Genomic DNA, 17,973 nt, shown 5'->3' with positions numbered 1-17,973 from the left:
ACATGAAAAAGAGCTGCTTAGTCGCTTTTAAGCAACTTTGCAGCCCTTTTTACATTCCGTCTTAGCATTATAAAACGGTTAATTTTCAATCACAATACGATTTAGCTTGAGATTAACCGGAGCTGCAATGGTGTCACCTACAGGGCATTTGCTCTCCAGAAATTGTACGAACTGTTCGACCTTCTCAGCAGGGGATGGAGTCTTTATGTAGAATGTATACCGAATATCGGAATAGCCAGGACGTACTTCAGAGCGGTTGAAGAATCCGTCGAGATCCAAGTCACCTTCCACATCTACTCTGAAATCTTCAAGCTCCACCTCAAATTTAGAGGCGTAGACCCGAGCTACTATGGATTGGCAGGCACCCAAAGAAGCGAGCAAAGCTTCAACAGGATTCATTCCTGTATCTGTGCCCCCAAGACTTGTCGGTTCATCGATGACCAGCTCGAATTGTCTTGCATTAGTAACGACCTTTACGCCGTCTTGCAAATGAGCAGTTGCTTTGAAAGTTTGAACATTTGGCATGTGTTTACACTCCTTCTTGTGGACAAACTAAGGATGATTTAATGTTTCTTATTTTTTGTAATTCATAGTATGTTTCTAGGAATTGTATAGATTATAGTTCTATTCTGTATACCCGTCAATACATGATTAAAATAATAGTTAGGAGACAACTAGAGTGTCGACCGAAATTGAGAGCTATTTGGACTATCCTAGGTTGCAAATTTTAGGGGGTGAAATAGAATTAAGAGACGATCGGATAAAGCGTAGATGGAAAGCAGAAATCAAACCGTTTCTTCTTGCACCCTATCCTGTAACTGAGGATCTATACAATGCTATAATTAATAACTCATCACATGGAGATCTAAAGCCGGTTGTGAATATATAGGTGAAGATGGTATATACATTACTCGGGATAAGGAGTCAGACGGCTTCCATCTTGCCCGGTCTTATTAATGAGTTATGGATTTGTAAGTGGAATTAGAGGAGGGAATAATTATGTGCGAAGGGCACATAGATAAGCACGGTTATAACGAGCATCGAGAATACGGAGAGCATGGAGAAATGAATATAAATGGAGTCAAGGAGGGTTCGGAGCATCCTCACAAAAGCGCTCAGACCTTTCGTCGTGCTAGGGCTATCGCATTTTTGGACAAGCTAATGATTAATCGTTCGGCGTTGCAGCAGCAGCTAAAAGAGTCAGAGATTGAAACGACAAAACAAGTCATTAGTGGTGAACTAAAAGCTACGGAAGCGATCATCGATGAGTTCATACATATGTTTCAGATTCATGAGATAACTTCTGATAATAGAGAAGATAGAACCTAAGCCACTCAGCTATATAGAGGTGTTCATGCCCTAGGTTTTGATATGAATGAAAAAAGAAGACTTCTGAAGAAATCAGAGGTCTTCTTTATGTGTAGCTAATAAAGAAAAATGTCTAATGTAAAGAGAATACATCATTAAGTAAAACGCTTTCATGTTCACTCGATAAATTGATTTATATAATTAGTCCTGTAAGTAATATAAAAAGGGGGGCGAAAAAGAATGAAAAAAGTCAACAAAAAAAGGATTAACCTAACTTTAACAGTGTTGATGGCTATGTCCATGCTTATCACTGCTTGTGGTGGGAACAACGGGAATAAAGTGAATTCTGAGGCTAATGCAAACGCAGGCAATACGGGAAAAACACCTGTGTCGGAAGAGAAGCTCAAGATTACCATGTGGTCCCAATTCGCGGATCCAAATTCTAAAGACGGCGGGTTTGTTGGTTTTTATAAAGCACTTGAGGCAACCCAGGCTAAATTCCCTAATGTAGAAATCGAGCATGTAGGTGTTGGAGGCGAATCTTATAAAACGAAAGTGAAAGCGGCTTCAGCAGCCAATGAGCTGCCCGACATTTTTTACACCTGGGGTGGTGGATTCTCTGAGCCATTTATAGCGGGGAACCGGATTCTGTCCATTGATGATCTCGCAAAAGATGGAACGCTGGACCAAATCGTACCAGGTACGACAGACAATTTCATCTTCGATAGCAAGCTTTACGGTCTGCCGATCAATATAGCTACTGCTCAAATGTACGTCAATAAAGAACTATTTGAGCAAGCAGGAGCAAAAATTCCGGAAACATGGGATGAGCTTGTTGCTGCGATTGAAGCACTAAAAGCAAAAGGCATTCAGCCGATTGCACTTGGGGCTAAAGACAGATGGCCAGCAATGCAATGGAACGCGATTCTAGCCATCCGGATGGCAGGCGTGGATGCTGTAAATGCCGCTTTAACGAAAACAGGATCATTCGACACAGCTGAATTCACAGAAGCTGCTGCGAAATACAAACAATTGATTGATGCGGACTCCTTCGGCAAACATTTTGTTGGAACTTCTTATGATGACGCGACAAATATGTTCCTATCAGGCAAAGCAGCTATGATGTTCATGGGCGCTTGGGTCAACGGACAGATTGAAGATGATAACTCTCTGGTCAAAGGTAAAGTGGTACCGATTAAATTTCCAACCATTCCAGGGGGGAAAGGAAATGCTGACGAGTGGTTCGGAGGTTCGGGTGAAACATTCGTGCTCAATGCCGATCTGAAAAACAAGGAAAGAATATGGGAAGTATACAAGTTCTTTATTGAGACCATGTCTAAAGAAGTATTTCTGGCTGGTTCAGGCTCCTCAGCATGGAAAGTTGATGTAGGTGACACATCTCAAATGAATCCACTGGCTCTGCAAATTGGTGAATTGTCCTCATCAGCAACTGGTTTCTCCTACTGGTGGGATCAAATGCTGAATGGTAATGACACTGAATCTATGTTCGGTTCGCTGATGAAATTCGTCGCCGGAAAAACAACACCTGAAGACTACACGAAAGAACTACAGAGCAAGGTCAATCAAGGACAATAATCTGCGTCAGGCGGCGAGAATTGTTCGCCGCCTGATCGATTTAAGGTGGAGTGAAGCATGCATCAAGTATTCGGAAACAAAAAGGCTATCGCCGTATTTGTTGTTCCTGCTTTGATTTTATACATTCTTGTTGGTTTTTTCCCGATCCTTCAGTCTATGTATTACAGTCTGCTGGACTGGGATGGGATACAACCGGCTAAATTTATTGGTTTAGCTTCTTATAAGGATTTATTTTTTGCAGATACGTACGGCATGGATTTTAATCATTCGATACTTAATACGTTGTATCTGGCAGTTCTTTCTGTTTTCATGCAACTTCCGATAGCTCTGGTGCTCGCTCTGGTTCTTGCCAGAGGGGTGTGGGGTGAAAAGCTGTATCGTACTTTGTATTTCATTCCAGTCTTGGTATCCTCCTCTGTCATCGGGGTTATGTTTCTGAAAATCTATCAGCCTGAATATGGCTTGCTGAATACGATACTCAATCAACTAGGCTTGTCCTCCTGGACACATGATTGGTTAACGGAAAGCGGAACTGCACTAATAAGTGTTATGATTCCAATCGTTTGGCAATATATCGGCTACCATATGCTTCTAATGTACGCTGCCATCAAAGGGATTCCTGAAGATTTGTACGAAGCTGCAAAAATTGACGGAGCATCAAGTATAAGAACCGCCTTCTCTATCACTATTCCACTTATTTCACCGATCCTGAAGGTATGTGTCATATTTGCTGTTTTGGGATCATTGAAGTTTTTCGATTTAGTCTTCATTATGACCAATGGCTACCCAACACCGGAAACTAGTGTTCCAAGTACATTGATGTATTCGTCGATTTTTAATCGCAATATGTATGGGTACGGCAGCGCGATGGCCGTGTTTATGGTTGTGGAATGTCTCTTTTTCTACTTAGTTCTACAAAAACTGATCAGAACCTACGATGATAAGGAGGAGAGCTAATGACAACAACACATAACCGCCGCTGGCCAAAGGTTGTTTTGCAGATTGCGTTTCTAATCTTCGCAGTTATTCAACTGTATCCGCTCGTGTGGCTTGTATTTTCCTCCTTTAAAACAAACATAGAAATTACAGGCTCAAATGTGATGGGCTTGCCTAATGAGTGGAGGTGGGCGAACTACGACTACGCACTATTTAAGGCGAATATCGCACGTAACTTTTTGAACAGCCTTATGTATACAACGGTAACTGTCATTATTTCTGCTCTGTTATCGGCAATGGTTTCTTTTGCTGTCGCAAGAATGAAGTGGAAGCTTAATAATGTGGTGCTTACTTTCTTCATGCTGGGATTGATGATCCCCGTTCATGCTACGCTGCTACCTGTCTTTCAGATGTTAAAAATGACAAGCTTGCTGAATACGCCTTGGGCCTTAATCATTCCTTATACCGTTAGTGCACTTCCTACTACAATCTTTATCATGATTGGTTTCTTTAGAGCGCTGCCAGGGGAGTTGGAAGAAGCCAGCGTTGTAGACGGCTGCAATATTTATCAGGTTTTTTTCCGTATTATGCTTCCGCTTGTAAAGCCGGCTATCGTAACCACTTCCATCTTTACTTTTTTATCCGCTTGGAACGAACTGATGTTTGCCAATACATTCATTAATGATCCTGACTTAGCAACAATTACCGTCGCCATCAATTCGTTTAAAAGTGCCTATGCCACAGAATTCGGACCTATGTTCGCAGGAATGGTTGTGGCTACACTACCCATGATCATTATCTACTTGTTCCTAAGTAACCAAGTCCAAAAAAGCATTATTGCCGGGGCAGTTAAGGGTTAAAGCAATGGGATAGGAATCCTTCGAAAAATGCTATACTAGTTTCGTATTGAAGTAGCTATAAATAAAAGTCCGTATTCGCTTAATTGTCGGCCAGGAGGTTACCGATGAGGTTTGCACGTATCCGATCACAAATCGTTTTTTACTACTTGGCCTTACTAGTGGTTTCCATGATTGCAAGCGGTATTATGTACCAACGAATCAATGAGAAATTCACCGAGGAAAAGGTAGGTGAGGTATCGCTTCAAACCTTAAACGCCATGAATTCCGGAATCGAATCACTTCTTGACAGCACGAATAATTATTCCAAGATGATCGTGTCGAACAATACGGTTCAGGAAATTTTGGGCAGTGATCTGGCGGGTAACGACATCGGAATTTTAACTTACAAGCTAGAGGTGGCTCTGTCAGATTTTATGCTCGCAGAGCCCTCTATCTCTTCTGTCTATCTATTCGATAATGCAGGACGTAAGTTTGCGATTGATTTGCAGTCTGCAAAACCGATCAGAACAGATGGGATCGAGTCAGCGGAATGGTACTCCGAGGCAGTCGCCTTGGACGGAAAAGCAATTTGGAGGAAAAATGCCGGAGGTATCTTCAATTTTGAGACGAAGGAACCCCAGCAGGATCCACAATATATTTCTCTGATTCGCATCGTAAACGACATGAACACTTCCAAGAAAATAGGAGTATTAGTCGTGAACATTACGGTTCAGGAGCTGAAAAAAAGCTATGAACGTTCGATCAACGATAATAAACCTGATTTAATGATCGAAACTGGATATGAGACACTCCTTGATTTTACACGGCCTGAATTATCGAACTATACAAACTCTTCTATGCTTGATGTGCCGCTCGGCAGTAGCAAAATCGTAAAGATCAAAGATCATAATTATCTGATCTCTTCTCTGGTTTCAATGGATCGTGGTTGGAAGTTTACTAGCGCTCAGCCTCTGGGAGAATGGGAAAGCCCCTATCGTCAATTTAATCTGATGCTGTTAATGATTATGTTGTTTAATTTCATTTCTATATTTTTAGGTTCCGTCTGGATTTCTAGATTCATTACTACACCTATTTTACATATGCTGCGATCCATGAAAAAAGTGGAGATTGGAGATTTCAGTTTGGTTCGGTACGAGGCGAGAACGGATGAGCTGAACCAGTTGAAAGATAGGTATAACAATATGATTATGACCATTGAGCAAGCGCTGAAGCGGGAGAAAGAAGAACAGAAATTGATTCGAAAACTCGAATTGGATATTTTGCAGCAGCAAATTAAACCACATTTTTTATATAACACGTTAGAATCAGCTGGCTATTTAACTTTGTCAGGAAATAATAATGAGGCGTACCAGATTATTTCTGAGCTTGCAGCCTTCTATCGTCAGAGTCTTAGTAAGGGCAGTGATGTAGTAACGTTAAGAGAAGAAGTAGAGATCACTAAAAGTTATCTGAGTATACAAAATATTCGCTATCCAGAAATTTTCATCAGTGAAATTGAGGTGCCGGAAGAAGCTGAGTATGTTCGGATACCCAAATTGACGCTTCAGCCGCTTGTAGAAAATGCGCTTTATCATGGTATTCGCCCTTTAGGGGAGTGTGGTAAGATTCGCATCCTTGCCCGTATTCAGGGGAATCGACTGAAGCTAGTCGTGGAAGATGATGGTGTGGGGATGAATGAAGACAAACGTCGGGAAATGCAAGCTGAACCCTATGGGCAAAATGAGTCCAGTTTTGGGTTGCGCGGTACTTTGATGCGTTTGAAGCTGTACTATGGGGCGGACATGAATTGTAGTTTGGTCAGTGCACCGGGAGAAGGAACTCGGATTGAATTGGAACTACCGCTTGAGGAGGGGAATAGTCATGGAGCTTGAACTGCTCAGAGCCATTATTGTGGATGATGAAATTAATGCGAGAAAAATTGTTCCCATCATTATAGATTGGCAAGCAGTTGGTTACAGATTCGTAGGTGAGGCCTCGAATGGAAGCGAAGCGTTAGATCTGATCGAAACCATGAAACCGGATGTAGTATTTACAGATATCAGTATGCCTTTTATGGATGGACTGGAATTAAGCCGGTTGATAAAAGAAAGGTATCCGCTAGTCAAAATTGTGATCATCACTGCACATCCCGAATTCGAATATGCAAAAAGAAGCCTGGACATTGGAGTGCAAAATTTTATCTTGAAGCCGCTCCAAGCCGAGGAGGTACGAAGAGTTGCGGTAGATCTTCATGGAAAAATCCGGGAAGAGACAGAGCGGTGGAACGAATATCAGGAGCTGAACCGACAGTTAAATGAAAACGCCGTTCAACTAAAAGAAAAATTTCTAAATGATTTGCTATCAGGCCTCTGGGACCCCGATCAGTTGGATAGCCGATTCCATTACTTTTTTCCTGAATCAGCGAACAGCTTGTTTTCAATCATGCTTATTGAACTTCAAATTCCCTTAGAAGAAGGGGAGGAACAACGAATCCTACAGTCTTTGCGTTGTAAGAGGTTTATTGATTACGCGCTTGAAGAGTATGAGGGAATCGAAGTTTTTTTTGATAACAGTCAACGGATTGTCCTTCTTAATAGAAAAGATAATCAGAATCTTACGAAGATTGGAGAGTGGCTGGCCCAATCGCTCCATGAAAAGCTAGGATGTAAAGCTTACATTGGCGTAGGTAGTACCTGTACGGATTTCAATAGGATCAAAGAATCCTATAAAGAGGCGCTGGAGGCAGTTAGATATGGTAAGTTAAAGGGCAGTAACGCTATCTATTTTTTTAATGATGAAATTCATTTCGGGGGCCGATCCTGGGAAGTTAAGACGATTGAAATTGAGGAAATTTTGTTTTTTGTAAAAGCTGGTGTCTTAGACAAGGCTGTGCAATCCATTGAGAAAATGTTTCAGGATTTGGAGAAGTCCGAGGCTTTTTCTGTGGAACGAGCTAGGCTGGTTTCCGCCCAATTTGTCTCCACATTAATCAATTCACTCGCTGAAATGGGAGTTATACTAGATAATAATCTTTCTTTCGATATTTCGCCATATAAAAGGATTTTTGAGCTCGATAGCCTGCCAGACATGCAACAGACATTACTTGAACTCACAGAGAAGGTAACCTCTCAAGTAACCCGGGCACGAAGCAAAAAAACTAATAATATTATCCATGAAGTTAAAGATTTTATTCAACAGGAGATGCACATTCCGGAGATGTCTTTATCCTATGTATCGAATAAATTCCACATGAATTCCAGTTACTTTAGCCGGATCTTTAAGCAGGACACAGGGATTAGCTTTACGGATTATCTTCTCAAGTGCAGAATGGAAAAAGCGGTGAAGCTTCTGAATGAAACGGATTGGAAAGCTTATCAAATTGCTGAAAAGGTCGGCATTAAAGATCCATTTTACTTCAGTAACTGTTTTAAAAAAGTAATGGGAGTATCCGTTCAGGAGTATAAGAAAAATAGCTTTTTCCTATAAATCTCTCCGTTGAATTTGATAATTTTCCTCTTTAAGCCCGCACTTTATGCGGGTTTTTTATTGTTTTTTTAGATATAAAGTAAGCAATAATGATGTTACAAAATGGAAAAATGATCTTGACAGAAATGGTTTCTATCGTATACATTTGTATACATGAAGAGCGCGTATACAAATGTATACACCGCAAAAGGAGGAAATAAAATGCGTGAAGGACATGTCGGCAAACGTGGCGGTCATAGGGAACATGGAGAGCACAGAGATCGTGAGGGACGTGGCGAACACAGAGATCGTGGCTTTATGAAACATGGGATGACAGAATCAATGGATCCACATCCTAAAAGTGCTCAAACTTTTCGCCGTGGCAGAGCCATCGCTTTTTTAGATAAGCTTATGGTTAACCGGGCTACATTACAGCGGCAGTTAAATCAGCCTGAGCTTGAATCGATTAAACAAGTGGTTAGCGGTGAATTAAAAGCAACGGAAGCGATCATTGAAGAGTTTAAACAAATCTTTCAGATTCATGAGATCGCTCCAGAAGATACAACATCAAAAGTTAATAAAGAGGAGAGTAAAGAAAAAGATGAAAATAACTGAGCTCATTAAAACCCGTAGAAGTACAAAACAATTCAAACAGACTCCAATTCGTGAAGAGGAGTTACATTCATGGCTGGAGGCTGCAAGTTACGCTCCTAATCATCGTATGACCGAACCTTGGGAGCTTCTTTTCATCGGACCCAATACTAGAGCGAAATTAAAGCATAAGACGGATTTTGGCAACGCACCTGTTGTTTTTGCAGTTCTGTCTAAGCCTGCCGCAACTGCGTTTGAACGCGATGAGAATGTTATGGCTGCTGCTTGTTTCGTACAAAATTTCTTATTAGCTGCACATGAAGCAGGTGTAGGTACGTATTGGGCTTCGCTGGGGGCTTTGCCTCATAATCGTGAGATTCTTAGTGTTCAAGAAAATTACGATGTTATTGGGATATTTGGAATGGGGTATCCGGAGGAAGTGCCGAATGCGAAACCCAGAACACCGATTAGTTCTAAAATCACGTATTTATCTTAAACAATTGAAGGTGGCGGAATGTGGAAGCTTAAGCATTATTTGAGGCCATATTGGGTGTGGTGTGTGTTGGCACCATTGCTGATGCTGGTCGAAGTAACTATGGATTTACTGCAGCCCACGCTCATGGCGAGCATTGTGGATAAGGGTGTCATGACAAAAGACTTGTCTCATATTTTCTCGACCGGACTGATCATGCTTGGTGTAGCGTTTATCGGTCTAATTGGTGGGGTGGGCTGCACTATTTTTTCGAGTATTGCTTCTCAAAACTTCGGAAATGATTTGCGGATTAGCTTGTTTGAACATATTCAGAAATTTTCTAATAAGAACCTGGATCAATTGAAGACGGGCTCACTGATTACACGATTAACAAATGATGTGGTACAGCTGCAAACCTTTGTGCAAATGATTTTGCGGAGTATTCGATCTCCCTTGCTATTAGTCGGAAGCTTGGTGATGGCGATTCGGATTAGTCCTATGCTGACCCTCATCCTAGCCGTTGCCGTGCCACTCTTGAGTTTAATTTTGTATGGGTTAATCCGACTTTCTTTTCCTTTGTTTCAGAAAATGCAGGTCAAATTAGACGGTGTGAACACAGTGTTGCAGGAAAATTTATCAGGCATTCGTGTAGTCAAAGCATTCGTCCGCGCTAACCATGAACAGAAACGCTTTAATACAGCTAACAAGGATTATACAGAAATTGCGATAAAAGCGGTACGGTTAATGTCATTAAATATGCCGCTAATGATGCTTGTACTAAATGCCAGTATTGTTGCTGTACTATGGTTTGGGGGAGTGCAAAGCTGGAACGGTGGGCTGCCAGTTGGTCAGCTGATCGCTTTTATTAACTATATAACCCAATTGTTGATGTCAATGCTGATGTTAAGCAATATGTTGACCTTCTTCTCACGAGCCAAGGTTTCTGCCGATCGGGAGAATGAAGTATTTTCCACCATTAGTGAGATTACAGAAGTTGCCAACGCTAAAAAAGATGCCATACACAACGGTCGGATCGTATTTGACAATGTATCTTTTGCTTATAATCCTTCGGATGAAAATCTAGTGTTAGACGATATTAATTTCACTGCGGAGCCAGGAGAAACAGTGGCCATTCTTGGTGCCACCGGTACTGGTAAATCATCATTGGTCAGCCTCATTCCCCGGTTTTACGAAGTGTCCTCTGGATCCATTACAATTGATGGCTCCGACACTCGTATGATTGCTCTGGAAGATTTGCGTAGCAGAATCGGATATGTTATGCAGCAGGCTATTCTGTTCAGCGGTACTATCCGCGATAATATCCGATACGGCAGACCGGATGCCACAGATGAGGAAGTGGAAGAAGCAGCAATAGCCGCTGAAGCTCACAATTTCATTTTAGAACTTCCACAGGGTTACGATACAGAGCTCGGCCAGCGTGGCATTAACCTGTCCGGTGGGCAAAAGCAGCGGCTTTCGATTGCACGGGCACTTTTAATTCAGCCAACAATCCTCATTATGGATGACAGCACTAGTGCGCTCGATGCAGCGACAGAGTCACGAATCCGGCAGATGTTAAAAACACGGCTGCGCAGCAGCACGAATATTTTGATAGCTCAGCGTGTCACCTCTGTAATTGATGCTGATCGTATTCTGGTATTAGAAAATGGCCGAATTGCTGTACAAGGTACACATGATGGGCTTATGAACAGCAGTGAAATATACAGAGATATCTGGAGATCACAGATGAAGGGAGAGGAGGTGCCTTATGTCAAAGCTTAATAATGGCATGAACACCACTCCTTTTAATCGATCAGGCGGATTCGGACCTGGATCTGGGCCTGGATCTGGCCCCGGACGGGGCGGAGCTGTGCCAATCGTACGTGCTAAGAATCAAGCGGGAACACTCAAACGCATCTGGATGTATTTGAACCGCCAGCGGTTCGGGTTAATCATTGTGTATGTATTTACTGTGTTAAATGCAATTCTTTCGTTGATTGGGCCTTATCTAATCGGTAAAGCGATTGATACTGCGGTAATTCCTCACGATTATCAGGGCCTTATTCGTTTTTGTCTACTCCTAATCGGTATTTATGGGCTAAGCAGTGTGGTTGCTTGGGTGCAAGCCTATGTAATGACATCCGTCTCACAGAATACCGTGTTTGAGCTGCGTCGTGATCTGTTCAGCAAATATCAACAGCTACCGATTAAGTTTTTTGACACGCAAGCTAACGGAGAACTAATGAGCCGGGCAACCAACGACATAGAGAGCGTATCCAGTACACTTAATCAGAGTGTGACCCAGTTATTAAACAGTTTGATCACCCTAAGCGGTTCACTAGTGATCATGTTAATGATGAACGTTCCGTTGACCGTAGTTTCACTGATAACGATCCCTCTTGTGTTATTGTCCAGCCGTAAAATCATAGGTTTAAGTCGAACTTATTTTAAAAATCAGCAACGCCATCTAGGTGAGTTGGGTGGATTTATCGAAGAAACCATCAGCGGACAAAAAGTAGTCAAACAATACAGCAGGGAAGAGACAGAAGTGAAACGGTTCCGCAAAATCAGCGGAGAGTTGAATAAAGTCGGCATTAAGGCACAAATTGTTTCCGGATTAGTGGGACCGGTCATGAACATGATTAATAACCTTGGATTTGCGATCATTGCCGGGGTGGGTGGCTGGATGGCTTTTCATAACATGGCTACGGTTGGCGTAATCGTTAGCTTCCTTACGTATTCCAAACAGTTCGGACGACCGATCTCCGATCTTGCTAACCAGTACAATCTAATTCAGTCAGCAATTGCTGGTGCGGAGCGTGTGTTTGAAGTTATGGATATGCCATCCGAATATGGTGACGGTGATGAACAAAGTGACGATCTGCCACGGTTAAAAGGGAATGTTGTTTTCAAAGACGTTTCATTTGCTTACAAGCCAGATTCACCAATTCTGAGTGGGGTTACGTTTGAAGCAAAACCCGGAGAGAAAATTGCGCTTGTCGGCCCAACGGGTGCTGGAAAAACGACCATTGTCAACTTGCTGATCAGATTCTATGATTTGAGCGGCGGCTCCATATTCATTGATGGCCGCGATATTGGAGAGCTGGATAAAAATGCACTTCGTAGTCAATTGGGAATGGTATTGCAAGACGCGCATGTATTCTCGGGAACGATTCGGGAAAATATTCGCTTTGGACGTCTTGATGCGACAGACCAAGAGGTAGAGGAAGCGGCAAGATTGGCCAATGCAGATGCCTTTATCAATAGACTGCCGCATGGATATGAGACTATTCTCCATGCGGAAGGCAGTAATTTGAGCCACGGCCAGCGTCAGCTTTTAACGATTGCCCGCGCCATTCTAGCTGATCCAGCTATTTTGATCCTAGATGAGGCAACCAGCAGTGTGGATACGCGTACGGAAATGCATATTCAACAGGCGATGGAAAAGCTAATGAAGGGACGAACAAGCTTTGTGATCGCCCATAGGCTTAGTACCATCCAGGATGCTGATCGTATACTCGTTATTCAGGGTGGCGGAATTGCCGAGCAAGGCAGTCATAAAGAGCTTCTTGCGCTGCAAGGCGTTTATTACGAGCTGTACAATACCCAGTTCAAACGAGCGATTTAAAAGAATCTTTACTTGAACTGATAACATTTGTAAGTAGATGCTTTTATCGGACTCCTCTGACCTTAAAGGCAAGATTTTCTGATTTTCAGAAGATTAAAGGACCCCACTGCAGCTATTGGCATGAAAAACACCAAATATAAGTCACTTTCTAAGGAATAACGTCCTTGAGGTCCGAAGCCCTGTTTCAAGAGCTGAAAACTACCAAATAACGTCATCTGGGACCGAAGTCCTTAAAAAGATGTGTAATCTATTGGCGTAATTAATGCCCGATAAAAAAGAGCGGCGTTTCACCTATTATAGGAGAATCGCCGCTTTTTTTTATAAATTCCTCTCTAATAACGTTCCGAGTTGTTCAGCCAAGACTTGATAGGTCACAGGTCTTTCATTCTTGAACCACCATTCCACTACCCCTGCATAAGCCGATGCAACAAAACTAATAATAACCTCTTCATGTAACCCTTCGTTTATGCCTTCGGTGGTAGTTACTTCATGTCTAAACTCATCGAGAAGAAAGCTTAAGAAACGATTTCGGAAATAAGGAGCACCTTTACTCGCTAGCATCATAGAGAAGAAAGAATAATTTTTATCGAAGTATTCCGTCCAGGTCAACGTTGCCTCGATAAAACCCAATTCAGAACCCGATTCACAAAGTGTTCTTAGGACCTCTATATGTTCTTCGATAAGTTTATCTAACAAATCATATTTATCCAGATAATGAAGGTAGATCGTTCCCCGGCTTACATTTGCTGTGTCGGAGAGATCCTGTATGGTAATGTCGTCAAAATTTTTCTCAGACATTATTTCAATAACAGCCTTTTTAAGCGCATCTTGAGTTTTGAATTTCAGAAGGAAGTCACAATAGAACAGAGGATCATATTATTGAAGTACTCAATTATTCTCAATCGATGAATTGATGCTGGAGGGTGGGGGCGTTTTAAATGGTTCCTTCCTGAATGAAAACTTAATTGATGAGTTAAGCTTGGTTATTGTTCCCATCGCAGATGGTGCCTCTAATTCGGTGACCTTATTTGAAATGGATGCATCTTTGAAACAACAGCCCCCAGCAAATTTCAGCTTGAAGAGTGTAGAAAAACTTGCTGATGATGGGCTATGGTTGAAGTATGTAACACGGCGTGATTAAATCTATGTTTCTTAAAAAGCGCAAAGCAAAATATGCTTTGCGCTTTTTGAATTCGAAAAAGTAGTAACCAATCTTCTCATTCCAAGCCTGCCAGATGCATCGTTTGTTTCAGACGATCTACGTTCACATAGATGTCCTCCAATCCTGGAAAACGAATCGCAGGATCGGGTACACCTTGCCCGTACACCATATAATATTCGAGATTATTATGGTTGCTGATCATCCAATAGGTTGGAACAACATGCTGGGCATGGAAAATTTCAATGACCTGTGTTCCAGGCTGGCAAAAAGCCAGATTAGCGAGTCCAGCACCATGTGGACCTACGATTACTTTCGCTGAGGCGAATAATTGGATTTGCTGGGAAACCGTCCAGTCCTCTAGACAAATCGGTACGATATTAAAATTCTCAAGGCAGCGGATGACATCATCTTCATTAACCAACCGTCTTGAGCTTGCTTTTTTTCGTGAGATATAAAAACGTTCTGGAGTGACTAGTGTTGTTTCTCTATGCGGTAACAAAAATCTCCGCAGTGTATCCGTGGTCCAAGGAGGATAATGTGAATTCATCATTAAGGAAGGGACAAGTAGCCGGTCAGCCTGAACATATACTTCTGAATTCGTCCGGATCACCAATGACTCGGATATCCCAAGCATGGCCCACGTTTGTTCCACAAAGGGTCCATACGGATTTGGATTCATGATAATAGTGGAGTAAGTGATTCCGCTCGATTGAAGCATCGCTAATCTAGGAAGCACATCATACATCCAATGAAAATAGTTATGGGCTCCGCAAAAGGTTAACACCGCCGCGGTCCCGGCAAAATGTTGAAGCTGCGGATCATTCCACCGGTGAAACACTGGGTGCTCATCTGCTTCAAGCATCCTATATTGCTTGGCGTCATATTCTTGGGAAAGATCAAAGATCAATTTCCCTTCTGGTGTTAGAACAGCACCAGATTCTCCCCACACCTTCCCTCTGGAAATGGTGGCAACGTATCCGCCAAAGGGCTTTAAACAATAAGGTGTTAGTGCTGGAGCAATGCTCGTTTCAATGCTTTTAGGCGCTCTGAACTCAGCCGCCCGTCCGAAGTCAAAAGGAACGACATTCCCCGCTTCCTTTGTACTGTTTTCGTTGTGGGAAGTAAAGTCCCAGATGCTTTGGTAATATCCTTGGGGTGGTACCCCTTGTGCAGAAAATAACATCATGTCACCTCATATTCCCAAGTAGAAGCGCAGAAACCTTATTAAGCTATTTTATGAAATGAACAATCTTCGGACACAGACTTACACGGAAAGAGGCGGATGAACAAGATTTGATTCAAATGCTGTTATTACTTGATTAATAGGCTTGACATGGACCAGGATTGAATATAAATTCAGTTTATTCAAACGCCGTTTAAATCATCGATTAGGTGCAATGTACTGCCGGAAGTGTTAACTATTCCGCAGTTCCTTTTCATCGGTATGCGTTGGAGCTGTTTTATGAATTAATATATACCCCTTTAAGACAGGGCATTAGGATATTACAATTTAATTGGAAAGTGTGGATTCGAGATAAATGAAGTATACAAAACTTGGAAAAACGGGGCTGGACGTATCCCAACTGTGTTTAGGTTGTATGAGCTTTGGCGTTGCCGAACGTTGGATCCATCAATGGGTGCTTGATGAGAAGCAGAGCCGTGTTATCATAAAAAAAGCGCTTGACCTGGGTATTAATTTTTTTGATACAGCGAATGTATACTCCGATGGAACGAGTGAAGAAATCGTTGGACGAGCGCTTAAGGATTATGCCAATCGAGACGAGATTGTTTTAGCAACTAAGGTCTTTAACCGTATGCATGAAGGTCCGAACGGAGCAGGATTATCCCGGAAAGCAATTATGAGTGAGATTGATAAGAGTCTCAAGAGATTGGGAACAGATTATGTAGATCTATATCAGATTCATCGCTGGGATTATCACACACCTATCGAAGAAACGATGGAAGCTCTTCATGATGTAGTGAAGGCTGGTAAGGCAAGATACATAGGTGCCTCAGCAATGTATGCTTGGCAGTTTCAAAAAGCGTTATATGTAGCGGAGAAAAACGGTTGGACCCGATTTGTATCTATGCAAAATCATCTCAATCTTATCTATCGTGAAGAAGAACGAGAGATGTTGCCGCTTTGTAAGGAAGAGAATATTGGTGTTATTCCCTATAGTCCCCTTGCATCAGGAAGACTTACGCGAGACTGGGCGGTATCAACTCATCGTTCAGAAACTGATCAGATTCAAAAATCTAAATATGATGGAACTGCCGATACCGATCAATTAGTCGTGGAGCGAGTTGCGACAATCGCCGAAAAACACGGTGTTCAACGGATTCATATCGCTCTTGCTTGGTTGCTTCAAAAAGAACCAGTTACAGCACCTATCATCGGGGCTACAAAAACATCGCATCTCGAAGATGCCGTAGGTGCGTTATCCATTACTTTAACCTCTGAAGAAATTGCGTTTTTAGAGGAGCCTTATGTACCACATTCCATCGTTGGTTTTAATTAATAAAAAATCAATGGGGGAGGATAATCCCGTAGAGCCGAAGTCAGCGTTGTTTACCAACGTTTAACTGTATTTCGTACAGCTATATTCCTTCAAATCACTCAGCTCGTGGATATAAGTGTACTTCGTACATCTATTTCCTTGATTTTCTACCCATTAGGTAGGTTTGGATGTTTTTAGTTGTATAAAGTGCAGTTAAAGTATGAAGGTTCTTTCTGCGTACGGAATAAGTGTATAGAATGCAGTTATCTCCCAGATTCCATTAAAACGTAGAGCTACATGAATGCGGAGAGGAACTTCCGATCGCCTCAAGTTCAAGGTTTGTTAAAAGCGATTAGCGACCATTAGTCTGTTTATATTCACTTGCCCATAATCTGATCAGGTAATGCGCATTGATTCAAAAACACCAGGGAGTGATTTTCCAATAATAGGAGAATCGCTGCCTGGTGTTCTTTTTTTACCCTCAAAGCTTGTTCCTATAGACCTTGGGTGACATCCCATAGATTTTAGTGAATTGGCGAGTAAAATAATTACTATCACTAAACCCGCATTCATGTGAGATTTGGGTGATACTGAGATTAGAATGCTTTAATAACCCGCAAGCCCGTTCCAGACGTAAACGATGAAGATAAGCGATCGGGGTTGTCTGATAGTAGGAGCGAAAGATCCGGTTTAAGTGTCTGACTGATATGTCCGAATGTTTGGCGATCTGATCCAGTGTTAACGGCTCAAGATAACGATCTTCCATATATGAGAGTGCATTCGCCAAATGCATCAGATGGTTCCCCTGAATCCCTTTTTCCTGTGGGTCATAATGTCTGGACAAATAGACGACCAGTTCCATAAACTTGGAGCCCAGCATGGTTTGATAACCCTGTAGCTTGTTGTGATATTCTTCAATCATACCCGCAATGAGAAAAGAGACATACTCCAGGTTAGGAATCGGCAAGCTGAGTTTGCTTGTGTAGGAATGTTTATGACGATACAGGGGTTCCAACACAAATAAGGCTTGAAAGCCGTTGGATGTCCGCAAATCTGCCCCAGCTGTCGATAGCAATTCAGGCTGAAACATAACATTGCAGATCTTGAAATCCTGAGGATCTTTAAAAGCATGCGGGGTCGAACCATTAATTACAAACACATTTCCCTTTTTGATAAAAGACTCCTCAGTATTAACAATATGTGTAGCTGTGCCACTCAATACAATTACGAGCTCTGAAAAGTCCGCATGTCTATGTAGATCGGTGTCTTCGTCGTGATAGCCGTATTGAATAAAAAATGGAAATTGACGATCAGATGTAAACCATTTTAAATAAAATTCACTCAACTCGTTACCCTCCAAAAGCTTGTCTAGATGAATGTCTATATCATGCTATTTTAGGACCGAATAATCAAGGCTTTCTATCCAGTTGAAGCAGTATAATCCTTGACATAGGTTTCAGTGATTAAGATAGAGAAGG

General features: G+C 42.0%; 16 protein-coding genes and 1 pseudogene. 13 read left to right on the top strand and 4 right to left on the bottom strand.

What is annotated here, in order from left to right:
• Positions 1-78: 78 nt before the first annotated feature.
• Positions 79-525, bottom strand: a complete 447-nt coding sequence (locus tag MHH63_RS13380; protein WP_076125698.1) for an OsmC family protein — start codon at positions 523-525, stop codon at positions 79-81.
• Between the two features lie 154 nt (positions 526-679).
• Between MHH63_RS13380 and MHH63_RS13375 the strand changes: the two are divergent.
• The 11 genes and pseudogenes from MHH63_RS13375 to MHH63_RS13325 all read left to right on the top strand — a co-directional run.
• Positions 680-886 (top strand): annotated as a pseudogene (locus MHH63_RS13375) (formylglycine-generating enzyme family protein); the annotation flags it as partial.
• Positions 887-999: 113 nt separating this feature from the next.
• The gene (locus tag MHH63_RS13370; RefSeq protein ID WP_248548249.1) at positions 1,000-1,329 is read left to right on the top strand and encodes a hypothetical protein; all 330 of its coding nucleotides are present in this window, start codon (positions 1,000-1,002) and stop codon (positions 1,327-1,329) included.
• 219 nt (positions 1,330-1,548) lie between these two features.
• The gene (locus tag MHH63_RS13365) at positions 1,549-2,904 is read left to right on the top strand and encodes an ABC transporter substrate-binding protein (protein ID WP_339248688.1); all 1,356 of its coding nucleotides are present in this window, start codon (positions 1,549-1,551) and stop codon (positions 2,902-2,904) included.
• A gap of 57 nt (positions 2,905-2,961) precedes the next feature.
• Positions 2,962-3,861, top strand: coding sequence for a carbohydrate ABC transporter permease (locus MHH63_RS13360; RefSeq protein WP_076125692.1), 900 nt, complete (start codon positions 2,962-2,964; stop codon positions 3,859-3,861).
• Positions 3,861-4,700: a carbohydrate ABC transporter permease gene (locus tag MHH63_RS13355; protein WP_076125690.1), complete on the top strand. Its 840-nt coding sequence runs from the start codon at positions 3,861-3,863 to the stop codon at positions 4,698-4,700. The genes MHH63_RS13360 and MHH63_RS13355 overlap by 1 nt, the downstream gene beginning before the upstream one ends.
• 104 nt (positions 4,701-4,804) lie before the next feature.
• Positions 4,805-6,571, top strand: a complete 1,767-nt coding sequence (locus MHH63_RS13350; RefSeq protein WP_341171655.1) for a cache domain-containing sensor histidine kinase — start codon at positions 4,805-4,807, stop codon at positions 6,569-6,571.
• Positions 6,561-8,165 carry a response regulator gene (locus MHH63_RS13345; RefSeq protein WP_076125686.1) on the top strand — a complete coding sequence of 535 codons (1,605 nt, stop codon included), beginning with the start codon at positions 6,561-6,563 and terminating at the stop codon, positions 8,163-8,165. The genes MHH63_RS13350 and MHH63_RS13345 overlap by 11 nt, the downstream gene beginning before the upstream one ends.
• Before the next feature lie 201 nt (positions 8,166-8,366).
• On the top strand, positions 8,367-8,759 hold the full coding sequence (locus MHH63_RS13340; protein WP_076125684.1) for a hypothetical protein: 393 nt from the start codon (positions 8,367-8,369) through the stop codon (positions 8,757-8,759).
• Positions 8,746-9,231 (top strand): nitroreductase family protein, encoded by a 486-nt coding sequence (locus tag MHH63_RS13335; protein WP_076184571.1) that lies wholly within the window; start codon positions 8,746-8,748, stop codon positions 9,229-9,231. Before MHH63_RS13340 ends, MHH63_RS13335 begins: the two co-directional genes overlap by 14 nt.
• Positions 9,232-9,249: 18 nt before the next feature.
• Complete coding sequence (locus MHH63_RS13330; protein ID WP_076309405.1) at positions 9,250-10,989, top strand: ABC transporter ATP-binding protein; 1,740 nt, start codon at positions 9,250-9,252, stop codon at positions 10,987-10,989.
• The gene (locus MHH63_RS13325) at positions 10,976-12,835 is read left to right on the top strand and encodes an ABC transporter ATP-binding protein (protein WP_076125678.1); all 1,860 of its coding nucleotides are present in this window, start codon (positions 10,976-10,978) and stop codon (positions 12,833-12,835) included. The genes MHH63_RS13330 and MHH63_RS13325 overlap by 14 nt, the downstream gene beginning before the upstream one ends.
• A 318-nt stretch (positions 12,836-13,153) precedes the next feature.
• On the opposite strand, the gene MHH63_RS13320 is transcribed toward MHH63_RS13325, so the two are convergent.
• The gene (locus MHH63_RS13320) at positions 13,154-13,633 is read right to left on the bottom strand and encodes a TetR/AcrR family transcriptional regulator (RefSeq protein WP_341171654.1); all 480 of its coding nucleotides are present in this window, start codon (positions 13,631-13,633) and stop codon (positions 13,154-13,156) included.
• A gap of 115 nt (positions 13,634-13,748) precedes the next feature.
• Between MHH63_RS13320 and MHH63_RS13315 the strand changes: the two genes are divergently transcribed.
• Positions 13,749-13,976 (top strand): dihydrofolate reductase family protein, encoded by a 228-nt coding sequence (locus MHH63_RS13315; protein WP_248548337.1) that lies wholly within the window; start codon positions 13,749-13,751, stop codon positions 13,974-13,976.
• A gap of 76 nt (positions 13,977-14,052) precedes the next feature.
• Here the strand turns inward: MHH63_RS13315 and MHH63_RS13310 are convergent, their stop codons facing one another.
• The gene (locus MHH63_RS13310) at positions 14,053-15,183 is read right to left on the bottom strand and encodes a glycosyltransferase family 61 protein (protein ID WP_341171653.1); all 1,131 of its coding nucleotides are present in this window, start codon (positions 15,181-15,183) and stop codon (positions 14,053-14,055) included.
• A 352-nt stretch (positions 15,184-15,535) separates the two neighbouring features.
• Here MHH63_RS13310 and MHH63_RS13305 point away from each other — a divergent pair, with 352 nt between their 5' ends.
• The gene (locus MHH63_RS13305; protein WP_076125870.1) at positions 15,536-16,516 is read left to right on the top strand and encodes an aldo/keto reductase; all 981 of its coding nucleotides are present in this window, start codon (positions 15,536-15,538) and stop codon (positions 16,514-16,516) included.
• Between the two features lie 460 nt (positions 16,517-16,976).
• On the opposite strand, the gene MHH63_RS13300 is transcribed toward MHH63_RS13305, so the two are convergent.
• Complete coding sequence (locus MHH63_RS13300; protein WP_076125669.1) at positions 16,977-17,840, bottom strand: helix-turn-helix domain-containing protein; 864 nt, start codon at positions 17,838-17,840, stop codon at positions 16,977-16,979.
• Positions 17,841-17,973: the final 133 nt, after the last annotated feature.

The organism is Paenibacillus sp. FSL H3-0310 (genome assembly GCF_038002785.1).
GTDB lineage: Bacteria > Bacillota > Bacilli > Paenibacillales > Paenibacillaceae > Paenibacillus_AQ > Paenibacillus_AQ odorifer.
This window is presented reverse-complemented; position numbering and strand designations above follow the sequence as displayed.